Consider the following 15258-nt stretch of genomic DNA (forward strand, 5'->3'; position numbering starts at 1 on the left):
CATGAGGACGATGAGCGGCAAGAAGCTCAAGGAAGCAACCGAACGAGCACCGAAGCGTACGGGAGTACGTGAGGAGCACAGTGACGAAGCTGACGCAGAGATTCGCAGTCGATCAGCGGCCGAAGTAGGTTAAGTTAGAAAGGGCGCACGGTGAATGCCTTGGCACTAGGAGCCGATGAAGGACGGGACTAACTCCGATATGCTTCGGGGAGCTGTAAGTAAGCTTTGATCCGGAGATTTCCGAATGGGGAAACCCCCTATCCGTAATGGGATAGGATCTTTACCTGAATACATAGGGTATGGAAGGCAGACCCGGGGAACTGAAACATCTAAGTACCCGGAGGAAGAGAAAGCAAACGCGATTCCCTGAGTAGCGGCGAGCGAAACGGGATTAGCCCAAACCAAGAGGCTTGCCTCTTGGGGTTGTAGGACACTCTACACGGAGTTACAAAGGAACGAGGTAAATGAACAGGTCTGGAAAGGCCGGCCAGAGAAGGTAAAAGCCCTGTAGTTGAAACTTCGTTCCCTCCAGAGTGGATCCTGAGTACGGCGGGACACGAGAAATCCCGTCGGAAGCAGGGAGGACCATCTCCCAAGGCTAAATACTCCCTAGTGACCGATAGTGAACCAGTACCGTGAGGGAAAGGTGAAAAGCACCCCGGAAGGGGAGTGAAAGAGAACCTGAAACCGTGTGCCTACAAGTAGTTAGAGCCCGTTAATGGGTGATAGCGTGCCTTTTGTAGAATGAACCGGCGAGTTACGATTACATGCGAGGTTAAGTTGACAAGACGGAGCCGCAGCGAAAGCGAGTCTGAATAGGGCGAATGAGTATGTGGTCGTAGACCCGAAACCAGGTGATCTACCCATGTCCAGGGTGAAGTCCAGGTAACACTGGATGGAGGCCCGAACCCACGCACGTTGAAAAGTGCGGGGATGAGGTGTGGGTAGCGGAGAAATTCCAATCGAACTTGGAGATAGCTGGTTCTCTCCGAAATAGCTTTAGGGCTAGCCTCATGTAGTAAGAGTCTTGGAGGTAGAGCACTGTTTGGACTAGGGGCCCTCATCGGGTTACCGAATTCAGACAAACTCCGAATGCCAAAGACTTATCCATGGGAGTCAGACTGCGAGTGATAAGATCCGTAGTCAAGAGGGAAACAGCCCAGACCACCAGCTAAGGTCCCAAAGTATACGTTAAGTGGAAAAGGATGTGGAGTTGCTTAGACAACCAGGATGTTGGCTTAGAAGCAGCCACCATTTAAAGAGTGCGTAATAGCTCACTGGTCGAGTGACTCCGCGCCGAAAATGTACCGGGGCTAAACGTATCACCGAAGCTGTGGATGGACATCTGCGATGTCCGTGGTAGGAGAGCGTTCTAAGGGCGTTGAAGCTAGACCGCAAGGACTGGTGGAGCGCTTAGAAGTGAGAATGCCGGTATGAGTAGCGAAAGATGGGTGAGAATCCCATCCACCGAATGCCTAAGGTTTCCTGAGGAAGGCTCGTCCGCTCAGGGTTAGTCGGGACCTAAGCCGAGGCTGAAAAGCGTAGGCGATGGACAACAGGTTGATATTCCTGTACCACCTCTTTACCGTTTGAGCAATGGGGGGACGCAGGAGGATAGGGTAAGCGCGCTGTTGGATATGCGCGTCCAAGCAGTTAGGCCGGTAACGAGGCAAATCCCGTTACCACACAGGCTGAGCTGTGACGGCGAGGGAAATTTAGTACCGAAGTTCCTGATTCCACACTGCCAAGAAAAGCCTCTAGCGAGGGAAAAGGTGCCCGTACCGCAAACCGACACAGGTAGGCGAGGAGAGAATCCTAAGGTGAGCGAGAGAACTCTCGTTAAGGAACTCGGCAAAATGACCCCGTAACTTCGGGAGAAGGGGTGCTCATTAGGGTGAATAGCCCTGATGAGCCGCAGTGAATAGGCCCAGGCGACTGTTTAGCAAAAACACAGGTCTCTGCGAAGCCGCAAGGCGAAGTATAGGGGCTGACGCCTGCCCGGTGCTGGAAGGTTAAGAGGAGAGGTTAGCGCAAGCGAAGCTTTGAATCGAAGCCCCAGTAAACGGCGGCCGTAACTATAACGGTCCTAAGGTAGCGAAATTCCTTGTCGGGTAAGTTCCGACCCGCACGAAAGGCGTAACGATCTGGGCACTGTCTCAACGAGAGACTCGGTGAAATTATAGTACCTGTGAAGATGCAGGTTACCCGCGACAGGACGGAAAGACCCCGTGGAGCTTTACTGTAGCCTGATATTGAATTTTGGTACAGCTTGTACAGGATAGGTAGGAGCCGTAGAAACCGGAGCGCCAGCTTCGGTGGAGGCGTCGGTGGGATACTACCCTGGCTGTATTGAAATTCTAACCCGCGCCCCTTATCGGGGCGGGAGACAGTGTCAGGTGGGCAGTTTGACTGGGGCGGTCGCCTCCTAAAAAGTAACGGAGGCGCCCAAAGGTTCCCTCAGAATGGTTGGAAATCATTCGCAGAGTGTAAAGGCACAAGGGAGCTTGACTGCGAGACCTACAAGTCGAGCAGGGACGAAAGTCGGGCTTAGTGATCCGGTGGTTCCGCATGGAAGGGCCATCGCTCAACGGATAAAAGCTACCCCGGGGATAACAGGCTTATCTCCCCCAAGAGTCCACATCGACGGGGAGGTTTGGCACCTCGATGTCGGCTCATCGCATCCTGGGGCTGTAGTCGGTCCCAAGGGTTGGGCTGTTCGCCCATTAAAGCGGTACGCGAGCTGGGTTCAGAACGTCGTGAGACAGTTCGGTCCCTATCCGTCGTGGGCGCAGGAAATTTGAGAGGAGCTGTCCTTAGTACGAGAGGACCGGGATGGACGCACCGCTGGTGTACCAGTTGTCTTGCCAAAGGCATCGCTGGGTAGCTATGTGCGGAAGGGATAAGTGCTGAAAGCATCTAAGCATGAAGCCCCCCTCGAGATGAGATTTCCCATAGCGTCAAGCTAGTAAGATCCCTGAAAGATGATCAGGTTGATAGGTCAGAGGTGGAAGCGTGGCGACATGTGGAGCTGACTGATACTAATCGATCGAGGACTTAACCAAGTTATTGGTGAATACTCGGTAACACTTCTTCATGCATTATCTAGTTTTGAGGGAATGAAAAATATTAAATTTCCTCTTGAAAAATCTTAAAAAGACGGTATAATAAACCTTGTCTTTGAAAAATAGTCTGGTGGCGATAGCGAGAAGGTCACACCCGTTCCCATACCGAACACGGAAGTTAAGCTTCTCAGCGCCGATGGTAGTTGGGGGCTGTCCCCCTGTGAGAGTAGGACGCTGCCGGGCTTTAATAATGGAGGATTAGCTCAGCTGGGAGAGCATCTGCCTTACAAGCAGAGGGTCGGCGGTTCGATCCCGTCATCCTCCACCATTGAATTTAAATGTACAAGCTGCCGGTGTAGCTCAATTGGTAGAGCAACTGACTTGTAATCAGTAGGTTGGGGGTTCAAGTCCTCTCGCCGGCACCATTTTCTCTTCAATCTCTTTGAGATTTTTATGAGCCATTAGCTCAGTCGGTAGAGCATCTGACTTTTAATCAGAGGGTCGAAGGTTCGAGTCCTTCATGGCTCACCATTTAAATATGCGGGTGTGGCGGAATTGGCAGACGCACCAGACTTAGGATCTGGCGCCGCAAGGCGTGGGGGTTCGAGTCCCTTCACCCGCACCATTTATTTTTGCGGAAGTAGTTCAGTGGTAGAACATCACCTTGCCAAGGTGGGGGTCGCGGGTTCGAATCCCGTCTTCCGCTCCATTTAATTGCCGGGGTGGCGGAACTGGCAGACGCACAGGACTTAAAATCCTGCGGTAGGTGACTACCGTACCGGTTCGATTCCGGTCCTCGGCACCAGTTGAATTTTAAAAACGCGCCCGTAGCTCAATTGGATAGAGCGTTTGACTACGGATCAAAAGGTTAGGGGTTCGACTCCTCTCGGGCGCGCCATAAAACGGGGAGTAGCTCAGCTTGGTAGAGCACTTGGTTTGGGACCAAGGGGTCGCAGGTTCGAATCCTGTCTTCCCGACCACTAGATACTAAATGGGGCCTTAGCTCAGCTGGGAGAGCGCCTGCTTTGCACGCAGGAGGTCAGCGGTTCGATCCCGCTAGGCTCCACCATAAATATAATATCATATCATTTTGGCGGTGTAGCTCAGCTGGCTAGAGCGTACGGTTCATACCCGTGAGGTCGGGGGTTCGATCCCCTCCGCCGCTACCATTTTTATAAACGAAGCTGGACCTTTAGCTCAGCTGGTTAGAGCAGACGGCTCATAACCGTCCGGTCGTAGGTTCGAGTCCTACAAGGTCCACCATTTTCACTTATATACGGAGGAATACCCAAGTCCGGCTGAAGGGATCGGTCTTGAAAACCGACAGGCGGGTCAAACCGCGCAGGGGTTCGAATCCCCTTTCCTCCTCCATTATTTTAATACTATTACCGCGGGGTGGAGCAGTCCGGTAGCTCGTCGGGCTCATAACCCGAAGGTCGCAGGTTCAAATCCTGCCCCCGCAATCTGGTCCGGTAGTTCAGTTGGTTAGAATGCCTGCCTGTCACGCAGGAGGTCGCGGGTTCGAGTCCCGTCCGGACCGCCATTTTTATAATATGGCTCAGTAGCTCAGTCGGTAGAGGATTTTAAAAGAATGCAGCTGCGAAGCATTAACATCCCTGAATGGCATGCTTTTAAAATCTGCAACAAAGAACACAGTGCTTTGGAGCACATGTTTCAAGCTTTAGGATTACTAATTTTATATGGCTCAGTAGCTCAGTCGGTAGAGCAAAGGACTGAAAATCCTTGTGTCGGCGGTTCGATTCCGTCCTGAGCCACCTTTTATACAACCTAATGCGGGTGTAGTTTAGTGGTAAAACCTCAGCCTTCCAAGCTGATGATGAGGGTTCGATTCCCTTCACCCGCTCCAAAATGGGCCTATAGCTCAGCTGGTTAGAGCGCACGCCTGATAAGCGTGAGGTCGATGGTTCGAGTCCATTTAGGCCCACCATTTTGATTGTTCCGCAGTAGCTCAGTGGTAGAGCATTCGGCTGTTAACCGAACGGTCGTAGGTTCGAATCCTACCTGCGGAGCCATATATGGGGAAGTACTCAAGTGGCTGAAGAGGCGCCCCTGCTAAGGGTGTAGGTCGGGCAACCGGCGCGAGGGTTCAAATCCCTCCTTCTCCGCCATATATTGGCCCCTTGGTCAAGCGGTTAAGACACCGCCCTTTCACGGCGGTAACACGGGTTCGAATCCCGTAGGGGTCATACAAAAAAGCTGTCAACATGATGTTGGCAGCTTTTTTGTTGTCCTTTTTCTTTTGTCTGTGTTAAAGCTTTATGCTTATTTTAGCACCTGTGTATTGGAGCAGAGCTCAACAGCAAGGTTAACACTCCCATTGTTTAAAAGTGGGCTTTACCTCCTAATCAAACTTCTCTTCCTTCTCACTCAGCTTATTCCCTGGATTATTCAAATCAATTTCCGAAGAAACCCCTGTGTATGGTCCTCTGAACATATCTCCTGTGGCCAGGATTTTTCCATCAGGTGCTTCAAATAGTGGAATCTTCACTTGGTCTTTATTTGCCTCGTTTAATAAAAATTCTTCTTCTTTATTACTCAAAATATTATTCTCCCTTCATTTATTGCTTGCATAGTTTGTGTTATTTTGTCTAAGTTTGTTCCAGATTATGTCGAAGGCTGCTGAATAAAGTAAAAACGTTCCGGTTTTTAGCGCATTTTGAATGTTACTGTCATAAAATTAAAAAAACTTTTACAAGGATTTTTTCTTCCTTGCACGAATATAAAAGGAAAGTCATAAGAATTTGAGACTGGGTGGGGAGAAGGATGCTAGTGGATACTTTGTTTCCAACCGATTATCAGCTGCATTTGTTCCATGAAGGAACATTTTTTGAGAGTCATCAGTTATTTGGTGCGCATGTAGTTGAGGAAGATGGAAGAGTTTTTACCCGTTTTTGTGTTTGGGCACCGAATGCTGAAATTGTCAGATTAGTCGGTGATTTCAATGATTGGAATGGAGAAGGCTATACCTTACATAGAGTGAATAATGAAGGTGTTTGGTTTATTCAGCTGGATGAAGACATGCAGGGTGCCTTGTATAAGTATGAAATTAAAACAAAGGAAGGAATGGTTTTACTAAAGTCAGATCCGTACAGCTTCCATTCAGAGGTCAGACCCAATACGGCTTCTATTGTGTCTTCATTGGAAGGCTATCAATGGAATGATAGCAAATGGATGCAGAAAAAGGAGAAGAAGAAGATTTATTCAGAGCCTGCTGTTATTTATGAGGTGCATTTGGGGTCCTGGAAAAAGAAAGAAGATGGCAGCCTGCTTTCTTACAAGGAGCTTGCAGATGAACTGATTCCTTATGCAGTGGAGCATGGCTTTACCCATATTGAACTGCTTCCTGTCATTGAGCATCCGCTCGACGCCTCCTGGGGCTATCAGGGAACGGGCTATTATTCGGCAACAAGCAGATATGGGACTCCGCATGAACTTATGTATTTTGTTGACCAGTGCCACCAGCATGGGATTGCTGTGATACTGGACTGGGTTCCAGGGCATTTTTGCAAGGATGCCCATGGCCTTTATCAGTTTGACGGAACCTATTTGTATGAGTACGAAACTGAAGGAGACAGAGAGAATCGTGTTTGGGGAACAGCCAATTTTGATCTTGGCAAAAATGAAGTGCAAAGCTTTCTCATCTCCAATGCTGTTTTTTGGATGGAAAACTATCATATTGATGGCTTCCGGGTTGATGCGGTTGCAAATATCATTTATTGGCCAAACCGGAACGGAGAAAAGGAGAATCCATTTGGTGTCCGTTTTCTGCAGAACTTAAATAAAGTTGTCTCTCAATATGATCCCTCGTTTTTAATGATGGCAGAAGATTCAACAGATTGGCCACAGGTGACTTCACCGGTCCATTATGGCGGGCTAGGCTTTCATTACAAGTGGAATATGGGCTGGATGAATGACGTGCTTACATATATGGAAACAGCGCCTGATAAGCGCTCCGCCGTTCATGGGAAAATGACGTTTTCCCTTTTGTACGCTTTTACGGAGAACTTTGTTCTTCCGCTTTCCCATGATGAAGTTGTTCATGGAAAAAAATCGCTGCTCGATAAAATGCCGGGTAATTACTGGGAGAAATTTGCCCAGTTAAGGCTGCTTCTTGGCTATATGATTGCACATCCTGGAAAGAAGCTTCTTTTTATGGGCAGCGAACTTGGACAGTTCTCTGAATGGAAGGATAAAGAACAGCTTGATTGGCACTTGCTCGATTATGAGATGCATAAAAAAGCAAATGACTATGTGAAAGAGCTGATAAAGGTTTATAAACGCTCCAAGCCGCTATATGAGCTGGATCATCTGCAAGATGGTTTTGAATGGATTGATGTTAATAATTCAAGCCAATCCATCTTTTCTTTTATCAGAAAAGGGGCAAAAGAGGATGACTTCCTGGTCATTGTCTGCAATTTTACACCTGCTTTATATCAAGATTACCGTGTTGGTGTTCCAAATGAAGGTTCATACCGGGAAATCTTCAATAGTGACAGTGAAAGCTATGGAGGCTCCAATTGTATTAATAAAAAAGTGCTTAAGACAGAGGAAAAAGAGTTTCATGGGAAACCATTCAGCATGAAAATGTCTATTCCGCCATTTGGCATTTCAATTTTGCGTCCAGTAAAACATCGGAAGGAGAGGAAGGGAAATGGGAAAGAAAAAGTGCGTAGCCATGCTATTAGCAGGGGGAAAGGGAGCAGGCTTAGTTCGCTGACGAAGAGTCTTGCAAAGCCGGCTGTCCCGTTTGGAGGAAAGTATCGGATTATTGATTTTACATTAAGCAACTGTACGAATTCCGGCATTGATACAGTAGGTGTTCTAACCCAATATCAGCCGCTTGTGCTAAATTCTTATATTGGCATTGGAAGTGCATGGGATCTGGATAGGAAAAATGGCGGGGTGACTGTGCTGCCGCCTTACAGTGAATCCTCGGAAGTCAAGTGGTATACAGGAACAGCAAGCGCTATTTATCAGAACCTAAACTATCTGAAGCAATATGATCCTGAATATGTCCTCATTTTATCAGGTGACCACATTTATAAAATGAATTACGAACTGATGCTGGAATACCATATTGAAAAAGGCGCGGATGCAACGATTTCGGTCATAGAAGTGCCTTGGCCGGAGGCAAGCAGGTTCGGCATCATGAACACGAGTGAAGATATGAGGGTCGCTGAATTTGATGAGAAACCAGCTTTTCCTAAAAATAATCTGGCATCAATGGGAATATATATCTTTAATTGGTCTGTTTTAAAGGAATATTTGGAAATGGACGACCGGAATCCTGAATCAAGCCATGACTTTGGCAAAGATATTATTCCTCTTATGCTTGACGAAAATAAAAAGCTGTTTGCTTATCCATTCAATGGATACTGGAAGGACGTTGGAACAGTTAAAAGCCTGTGGGAAGCAAATATGGATTTGCTGGATGATGAATGCGAGTTGAATCTTTTCGATCATGACTGGAGAATTTATTCTGTTAATCCAAATCATCCGCCACAATATATTTCACCTGAAGCTGAGGTAGCGGAATCACTGATTAATGAAGGCTGTACCATTGAAGGGGAAGTTGAAAAATCAGTACTGTTCCAGGGAGTGCTGGTTGGGAAAGGATCTGTCATCCGGGAATCGGTAATCATGCCTGATGCAGTAATAGGCGAGAATGTCTACATTGAAAAGGCGATTGTGCCAAGCGGAATGAAGGTACCTGATGGGTTTGTGATCAGTGCATCGGAAGATACAGATGAAATTATCTTAATTACTCAGGAAATGATACAGGGAATTTGTTCTTAACTAATAGATATATGCCTGGATGCCGGAAACGGCTTCTTGACCAACTTTTCGGGAGGGAATTTCATGAAGAATAGAATGCTTGGTGTGATAGACGCAACAACCTACCATGAAGAATTAGAGGAATTGACAGTGCACAGGTCGCTCGCAGCTGTTCCCTTTGCCGGCCGTTACAGGCTAATTGATTTTGTCTTATCCAATATGGTGAATTCGGACATAGAAAGTGTCGCCATCTTTCCAAAGTATCAATACCGATCTTTAATGGATCATCTAGGTTCAGGAAAGAACTGGGATCTAAACAGGAAAAGGGATGGCCTATTCTTTTTTCCGTCCCCGCTCCTGGATAGCCCGAGCAAGGGAATTGGTTCATTTAATCATTTTGCCGCCAACTTGGATTATTTTTACCGAAGCAAGCAAGAGTATGCTTTGATATCCAATTGCTTTACCGTTTTTAATATGGATTTTAGGCCGGTTCTGGAAAGGCATATGAATACAGGGTGCGACATTACAGTTGCCCGCCAGGATGGACGCTCGCTTGAAATGTATCTGGTTAAAACTTCATTGCTTATCAATTTAATAGAAACGAGAAATGAAACTGGGTACACTTGCATGAGCGATGTTGTTACAGATATCCACCATTCCTATACAATATGCAATTATGAATATACCGGCCTGGCCGTTATGATTGATTCAATCGATACTTATTTTGCTGCAAGTATGGGCCTTTTGGAGCCTCAAGCCTGGAAAACAATCTTTAAGCGCAGCCAGCCGGTTTATACGAAAGTAAAGGATGAACCGCCAACCCGTTATATAAAAGGGGCCAGCGCTCATAATTCCATGATCGCAAATGGATGCATGATTGAAGGTGTGGTCGAAAACAGCATCATTTCCAGAGGCGTCAAAATCGGCAAGGGCTCGGTAGTGAAAAATTGCATTATTATGCAAAAATCACAAATCGGTGAAAACTGTGTTTTAGACTCAGTTATTTTAGATAAAGATGTTAAGGTAGAATCCGGTGCCAAGATAGAGGGGACACGTAATATGCCTCTAGTTATCCGGAAAGGTACCATACAAGGAGCGCTGATGAACTCGTGAAAGTATTGTTTGCTGTTTCTGAATGTGTTCCATTTGTTAAATCCGGCGGACTTGCAGATGTAGCTGGTTCCCTCCCAAAGGAGTTGGCTAAGCAGGGCACCGATGTCCGGGTGATCCTTCCCAAATATGGGTCCATTTCAGAGGATTTTAAAGAGAAAATGTCGAAAAAATGCGAGTTTACAGTACAAGTGGGATGGAGAAACCAGTATTGCGGAATTGAAGAGCTGGAATATCAGGGAATAACATTTTATTTTATTGACAATGAGTATTATTTTAATCGAGAAAATTTATATGGCTATTTTGATGATGGGGAGAGATTTGCGTATTTTAATCGGGCTGTACTCGATGCCCTTGATCATATCGATTTCTATCCGGACGTCATTCACAGCCATGACTGGCATACAGGAATGGTTCCTTTTCTGCTGCGGGTTGAATACCGTGCGAAAAAAGGCTATGAATTCATCCGGACGGTATTTACCATCCATAATCTGCAGTTTCAGGGAATTATGCCGCAGGGGGCTTTAGGGGATTTATTAGGATTGGACTATAGCCACTTTCACCCCGACAAGCTTGAGTTCTTCGGCAATATCAATTTTATGAAGGGCGGAATCGTTGCTGCTGATAAAATCACAACAGTGAGCCCAACGTATAAGGATGAGATTCAAACAGAGTATTACGGTGAAAAGCTGCATGATTTGCTTAAGCGGAGATCCTCAGATCTCGAAGGAATTTTAAATGGCATTGATGATGAATTTTATCATCCTGGCAAAGATCCTTTTATTTATAAAAAATATTCCCTTGAGAAATTAGAGGCTAAGAAAGCAAATAAAAAGCATTTGCAGGAAAAATTCTGCCTGCCTGTGAAAGAAGATATCCCTTTGATTGCCATGGTTACAAGGCTGACAAAGCAAAAGGGCCTAGATCTTGTTAAATGTGTATTCCATGATCTAATGCAGGAGGATGTTCAAGTTTTGGTTCTTGGAACAGGGGATCCTGAGTTTGAGCAGTTTTTTAGGGAAATGGAAGCCAGTTACCCTGCTAAGTGCAAAGCGTATATTGGGTTTGATGAGGGACTTGCACACAAAATTTATGCAGGTTCTGATTTATTCTTAATGCCTTCTCAATTTGAGCCTTGTGGATTGGGACAGATGATTGCGATGAAATATGGCTCGATTCCGATCGTCAGGGAAACAGGCGGCTTAAATGATACCGTACAGGCCTTTAGCGAGTTTACGGGTGAAGGAAACGGTTTTTCCTTCAGCAACTTTAATGCTCATGATATGCTGTACACCATTCGAAGAGCAGTTGGATTTTACGGTGACAGCCAGGTGTGGGAGCAAATTATGAAAAATGCCATGGGAATGGATAACAGCTGGGCGCAATCTGCATTTAAATATAATCAGCTTTATGCAGGCCTTGTCTCAAGGAGTGAAAGCCATGTTTTCTGACCGGGACGAATTCAAAGAGGAATTCCTGAAAAAGCTGGAGATGACCTGTGGAAAAAGCTTTGGGGAAAGTACGGAAAGAGACCATTATTTTACTCTCGGCAATATGATTAGGGAGCATGTCAGTACAGAGTGGATTAACACAAATGAACGATACCGCATCGACCGGGAAAAGCAGGTGTATTACCTGTCCATTGAGTTTTTACTGGGGCGCCTGCTTCACCATAATTTAATAAATTTGGGAATCGAACAGGTTGTCAATGAAGGCCTGGCTGATTTAGGGATTGACCTGAACCGCTTGGAGGAAATTGAAGCGGATGCCGGACTCGGCAACGGCGGGCTTGGACGTTTGGCAGCCTGTTTTATGGATTCATTAGCGTCGTTAAAATTGCCGGGACATGGCTGCGGGATCCGTTATAAGCATGGTTTATTTGAACAAAAAATTGTGGACGGCTATCAGGTCGAGCTTCCAGAGCAATGGCTAAGAAACGGCCATGTTTGGGAGGTTAGAAAAGCGGACCTTGCGATTGAGATTCCATTCTGGGGCAAGGTGGAAACTACGGAGGAAAACGGACGGCTTGTGTTTCGCCATGTAAATGCCGAGACCATCTCAGCTGTTCCTTACGATATGCCTGTTGTTGGCTATAAGACAGATACGATTAATACACTTAGGCTTTGGAATGCAGAACCGTCTCCGTATCCTGTTAACCATGATATTTTAAAATACAAGCGCGAAACCGAATCGGTATCCGAGTTTTTGTATCCGGATGATACTCATGATGAAGGGAAAATCCTGCGTTTAAAGCAGCAGTATTTTCTTGTGTCGGCTAGCATCCGCTCAATTGTACGTTCCTATCGAAAGCAGCATAATAGTTTAAGAGATTTTCATGAGTATGTCAGCATTCATATCAATGATACTCACCCCGTCCTGGCCATCCCCGAGCTGATGCGTATTTTACTTGATGAAGAGGGATTGGGCTGGGAAGAGGCCTGGAATATTACCGTTAATACGATTGCTTATACGAATCATACGACTCTTTCAGAGGCTTTGGAGAAGTGGCCTATCCGCATTTTCCAGCCTTTGCTCCCGCGCATTTATATGATTGTAAATGAAATTAACGAGCGATTCTGCCGCCAGCTTTGGGAACAATATCCCGGTGATTGGAAGAGAATTGAGGATATGGCCATCATAGCGCATGATCAGGTTAAAATGGCTCACCTTGCCCTTGTTGGCAGCTCAAGCGTAAATGGAGTAGCGGCTTTGCATACGGAGATCTTAAAAAAGCGGGAAATGAATCAGTTTTATGAGATTTTTCCGGATAAATTCAATAATAAAACAAATGGAATCACCCATAGAAGATGGCTGCTTAAAGCCAACCCGCTTTTGTCAGATCTCATTTCTGAAAGCATTGGGGCTGGCTGGGTTCGTGATCCTGAAAAGCTTAGTGAATTAACAGATTTTAAGAATGACGGAATTTTTCTCGAGCAATTGCACCAGATTAAACAAAGGAATAAGGAAAGACTGGCAAAGCGGATCGAGGAGCAGAATGGCATTATTGTAGATACTTCCTCCATTTTTGATATTCAGGTGAAGCGGCTGCATGCTTACAAGCGCCAGCTTTTAAATATTCTACATGTTATGCATTTATATAACAGGCTGAAGGAAGGCTCCAATTTCCGCATGCATCCCCGGACCTTTATTTTTGGAGCAAAGGCATCCCCGGGCTATTATTATGCAAAGAAGATTATTAAATTAATTAATACCGTTGCTGAAAAGGTAAACCATGATCCATATACAAAGGATCAGCTAAAAGTTGTCTTTTTAGAAAATTACCGGGTCTCTCTTGCGGAAGAAATTTTCCCTGCGGCTGATATTAGCGAGCAAATCTCAACTGCAAGCAAGGAAGCGTCCGGAACGGGTAACATGAAATTTATGATGAATGGCGCTTTGACAGTGGGAACTCTTGATGGAGCCAATATTGAAATAAAAGAAAAAGCGGGAGATGAAAATATTTTTATCTTTGGGCTAACAGCGGATGAGGTATTAAGCTATTACCAAAATGGCGGATACAACTCAAGAGAATATTATCATCATGATAAGCGAATCCGCCAGGTAGTCGATCAGCTTACGAACGGCTTTTTTCCTGAAGTGGATGATGAATTCGAACCGATTTTTGATTCCCTGCTGATGGAAAATGATCAATACTTTGTATTAAGAGACTTTGCTTCCTACGTGAATATTCAAAAAGAGGCGGGAAAAGCTTATGAAGACAGAAACCGCTGGCTGAAAATGAGCTTAATGAATATTGCCGGCTCAGGCTATTTTTCAAGCGACCGCACGATCAGCGAGTATGCACGGGAGATTTGGAAGATCAAGCCTGCTGGTGTTGAAATAATGAATAAATAGGTATTGAGCAGCGGCCCTTCCGGAGGTGGAAGGGCTGTTTTTTGTATCGTTCTGATGTTTAATCGGTGTGATTTACTAGCAAAATAACCTAAACAGACAAGTATAGGCGTAAATAAATTTGATTAACTCCCAAATAAAAATAAAAGGCCAAATATGGTCGTAAAAAAATAAAATTAACTCCCAAAGTTGAAAGCCTGGGCCTAGTATCGTCGTTAATCATCAGGATTAACTCCAACATCTTGAAAGAACAAAGGAAAATCGTCGCTAATCATCAGAATTAACTCCCAAATCCGGAACGCACAAAGAAAATCGTCGTTAATCATCAAAGTTAACGACCATATTCTTTTAGCATTGGTGCAACCGTCGTTAATAAACAAGGTTACTGCAAAAAGTCTCCAAGCTCACCACAAAAATAACAAAATAATAGGCCCCCACCCCAGGGAGCCCTAGACCATTATATTATTATCCCTTGCTTCGCCTAACTGGCATCGTACAGCAGCGGAAGGCTCCACCGGATTTGATGATCTCGGTAATGTCTACTTCGATAACTTCATAACCTCTTGCGCGGAGCTCTTTATTTACATTTTTATTGACAGGAAGGCTGAAGATTTTTTTATTGCCGATGGAGAGGACGTTAGTTCCGAGTGTAAACTGTTCATCTTCTGATACTCTTATCAGATCATACCGGGACTCAAGCATTTTAACTTTTTCCCCATGGATTTCCCCTGGAAAAATAAGGGCTTCCTCTGGTGAAATAATATTAAAGACACAATCCAGGTGAAGATATGTATCCGTAAAAGGAATGGATATGATCTCATATTCAGGAAGAAGGCTTCGCAAATGCTCGATTGCTTCTTCAAAAGTCCGGTTGCTCACGCCAACATAGATCGTTTTTCCATCAATGAGGACATCTCCCCCCTCAATCCGGTCTCCTGTTAAATTGTAAAAAGGGATTTTCTGCTGTTCCAGCCATTGTTTTAGGACATTTTCTTCCCCTTGACGGATATCAGCAGCCATTTCGGCTACATATACCTTTTCGCCAAGAGTAAAGCCAATATCCCTGGTAAAAACCTGTTCCGGGTACTTTTCAAGAGGAGGAAGCAAAACCACATCGACTCCCTGTTCCTTTAATGCACTGACAAAATGCCTGTGCTGCTTCATCGCCCGTTCAATATCGATGCCTTCTTTTTTGTAATGCTTTTGCGTTTCATTAATAGTATCTAAAATGGTCATATATTGCGGTTCACATAATACGACTTGCTCAAGCTTTTCATATTCGGAAAAACATTCGGCTTTATTTTGTAAAGACATAATAGGCCTCCCACCAAGTTATTCTTAAAATAATATCTCCAACGGAAGGCTGTTTTACTCCATTGGACGAAGCCATCTACTCAATATTAGAAATAATTGCCACTTTAAAAAAGGTTTAAAAACC

General features: G+C 45.2%; 6 protein-coding genes, 20 tRNA genes and 2 rRNA genes. 26 read left to right on the forward strand and 2 right to left on the reverse strand.

Annotated features, from left to right (window positions below; genetic code table 11):
* Nucleotides 1–127 precede the first annotated feature (127 nt).
* The 22 genes from AC3ZVC_RS08745 (at nt 128) to AC3ZVC_RS08850 (ending at nt 5269) form a co-directional block, all read left to right on the forward strand.
* A 23S ribosomal RNA gene (locus AC3ZVC_RS08745) occupies nt 128–3062 on the forward strand.
* A gap of 126 nt (nt 3063–3188) precedes the next feature.
* Nucleotides 3189–3305 (forward strand): 5S ribosomal RNA (gene rrf, locus AC3ZVC_RS08750).
* A gap of 9 nt (nt 3306–3314) precedes the next feature.
* Nucleotides 3315–3390 (forward strand) — tRNA-Val (locus AC3ZVC_RS08755).
* Between the two features lie 21 nt (nt 3391–3411).
* Nucleotides 3412–3487, forward strand: a tRNA-Thr gene (locus AC3ZVC_RS08760).
* Nucleotides 3488–3517: 30 nt separating this feature from the next.
* Nucleotides 3518–3593: transfer RNA gene (locus AC3ZVC_RS08765), tRNA-Lys, on the forward strand.
* A gap of 9 nt (nt 3594–3602) precedes the next feature.
* Nucleotides 3603–3687, forward strand: a tRNA-Leu gene (locus AC3ZVC_RS08770).
* A 9-nt stretch (nt 3688–3696) separates the two neighbouring features.
* Nucleotides 3697–3771 (forward strand) — tRNA-Gly (locus tag AC3ZVC_RS08775).
* Between the two features lie 7 nt (nt 3772–3778).
* A tRNA-Leu gene (locus AC3ZVC_RS08780) sits at nt 3779–3867 on the forward strand.
* Between the two features lie 16 nt (nt 3868–3883).
* Nucleotides 3884–3960: transfer RNA gene (locus AC3ZVC_RS08785), tRNA-Arg, on the forward strand.
* Between the two features lie 5 nt (nt 3961–3965).
* A tRNA-Pro gene (locus tag AC3ZVC_RS08790) sits at nt 3966–4042 on the forward strand.
* 13 nt (nt 4043–4055) lie between these two features.
* Nucleotides 4056–4131, forward strand: a tRNA-Ala gene (locus AC3ZVC_RS08795).
* Nucleotides 4132–4154: 23 nt separating this feature from the next.
* Nucleotides 4155–4231: transfer RNA gene (locus AC3ZVC_RS08800), tRNA-Met, on the forward strand.
* Between the two features lie 17 nt (nt 4232–4248).
* Nucleotides 4249–4325: transfer RNA gene (locus AC3ZVC_RS08805), tRNA-Ile, on the forward strand.
* A 15-nt stretch (nt 4326–4340) separates the two neighbouring features.
* A tRNA-Ser gene (locus AC3ZVC_RS08810) sits at nt 4341–4433 on the forward strand.
* An 18-nt stretch (nt 4434–4451) separates the two neighbouring features.
* Nucleotides 4452–4525 (forward strand) — tRNA-Met (locus AC3ZVC_RS08815).
* A gap of 3 nt (nt 4526–4528) precedes the next feature.
* Nucleotides 4529–4605, forward strand: a tRNA-Asp gene (locus AC3ZVC_RS08820).
* 159 nt (nt 4606–4764) lie between these two features.
* Nucleotides 4765–4837 (forward strand) — tRNA-Phe (locus AC3ZVC_RS08825).
* Between the two features lie 18 nt (nt 4838–4855).
* Nucleotides 4856–4929 (forward strand) — tRNA-Gly (locus tag AC3ZVC_RS08830).
* 4 nt (nt 4930–4933) lie between these two features.
* Nucleotides 4934–5010: transfer RNA gene (locus AC3ZVC_RS08835), tRNA-Ile, on the forward strand.
* A gap of 10 nt (nt 5011–5020) precedes the next feature.
* Nucleotides 5021–5095 (forward strand) — tRNA-Asn (locus AC3ZVC_RS08840).
* A gap of 5 nt (nt 5096–5100) precedes the next feature.
* A tRNA-Ser gene (locus AC3ZVC_RS08845) sits at nt 5101–5191 on the forward strand.
* A gap of 6 nt (nt 5192–5197) precedes the next feature.
* Nucleotides 5198–5269, forward strand: a tRNA-Glu gene (locus tag AC3ZVC_RS08850).
* Nucleotides 5270–5424: 155 nt separating this feature from the next.
* On the opposite strand, the gene AC3ZVC_RS08855 is transcribed toward AC3ZVC_RS08850, so the two are convergent.
* Complete coding sequence (locus AC3ZVC_RS08855; protein WP_490067947.1) at nt 5425–5622, reverse strand: hypothetical protein; 198 nt, start codon at nt 5620–5622, stop codon at nt 5425–5427.
* 224 nt (nt 5623–5846) lie between these two features.
* On the opposite strand from AC3ZVC_RS08855, the gene glgB reads away from it, so the two are divergent.
* The 4 genes from glgB to AC3ZVC_RS08875 all read left to right on the forward strand — a co-directional run bounded on the left by glgB (nt 5847) and on the right by AC3ZVC_RS08875 (nt 13823).
* Nucleotides 5847–8879 (forward strand): 1,4-alpha-glucan branching enzyme, encoded by a 3033-nt coding sequence (gene glgB, locus AC3ZVC_RS08860; protein WP_490067948.1) that lies wholly within the window; start codon nt 5847–5849, stop codon nt 8877–8879.
* A gap of 63 nt (nt 8880–8942) precedes the next feature.
* Entirely contained in the window at nt 8943–9971 is a 1029-nt protein-coding gene (locus AC3ZVC_RS08865; protein ID WP_490067949.1) for a GlgC family sugar phosphate nucleotidyltransferase, read from the forward strand.
* Nucleotides 9968–11419 (forward strand): glycogen synthase GlgA, encoded by a 1452-nt coding sequence (gene glgA / locus AC3ZVC_RS08870; protein ID WP_490067950.1) that lies wholly within the window; start codon nt 9968–9970, stop codon nt 11417–11419. Before AC3ZVC_RS08865 ends, glgA begins: the two co-directional genes overlap by 4 nt.
* Entirely contained in the window at nt 11409–13823 is a 2415-nt protein-coding gene (locus AC3ZVC_RS08875) for a glycogen/starch/alpha-glucan phosphorylase (protein ID WP_490067951.1), read from the forward strand. The genes glgA and AC3ZVC_RS08875 overlap by 11 nt, the downstream gene beginning before the upstream one ends.
* Before the next feature lie 462 nt (nt 13824–14285).
* On the opposite strand, the gene AC3ZVC_RS08880 is transcribed toward AC3ZVC_RS08875, so the two are convergent.
* Nucleotides 14286–15134 carry a dimethylarginine dimethylaminohydrolase family protein gene (locus AC3ZVC_RS08880; RefSeq protein WP_490067952.1) on the reverse strand — a complete coding sequence of 283 codons (849 nt, stop codon included), beginning with the start codon at nt 15132–15134 and terminating at the stop codon, nt 14286–14288.
* Between the last annotated feature and the right edge of the window lie 124 nt (nt 15135–15258).

This window comes from Cytobacillus sp. C11.1, from assembly GCF_058145115.1.

Bases quoted from the DNA above. Each gene is read 5' to 3' on its own strand.
- glgB (WP_490067948.1), top strand. From the start codon at position 5,847: ATGCTAGTGGATACTTTGTTTCCAACCGATTATCAGCTGCATTTGTTC.
- AC3ZVC_RS08865 (WP_490067949.1), top strand. From the start codon at position 8,943: ATGAAGAATAGAATGCTTGGTGTGATAGACGCAACAACCTACCATGAA.
- AC3ZVC_RS08875 (WP_490067951.1), top strand. From the start codon at position 11,409: ATGTTTTCTGACCGGGACGAATTCAAAGAGGAATTCCTGAAAAAGCTG.
- AC3ZVC_RS08880 (WP_490067952.1), bottom strand. From the start codon at position 15,134: ATGTCTTTACAAAATAAAGCCGAATGTTTTTCCGAATATGAAAAGCTT.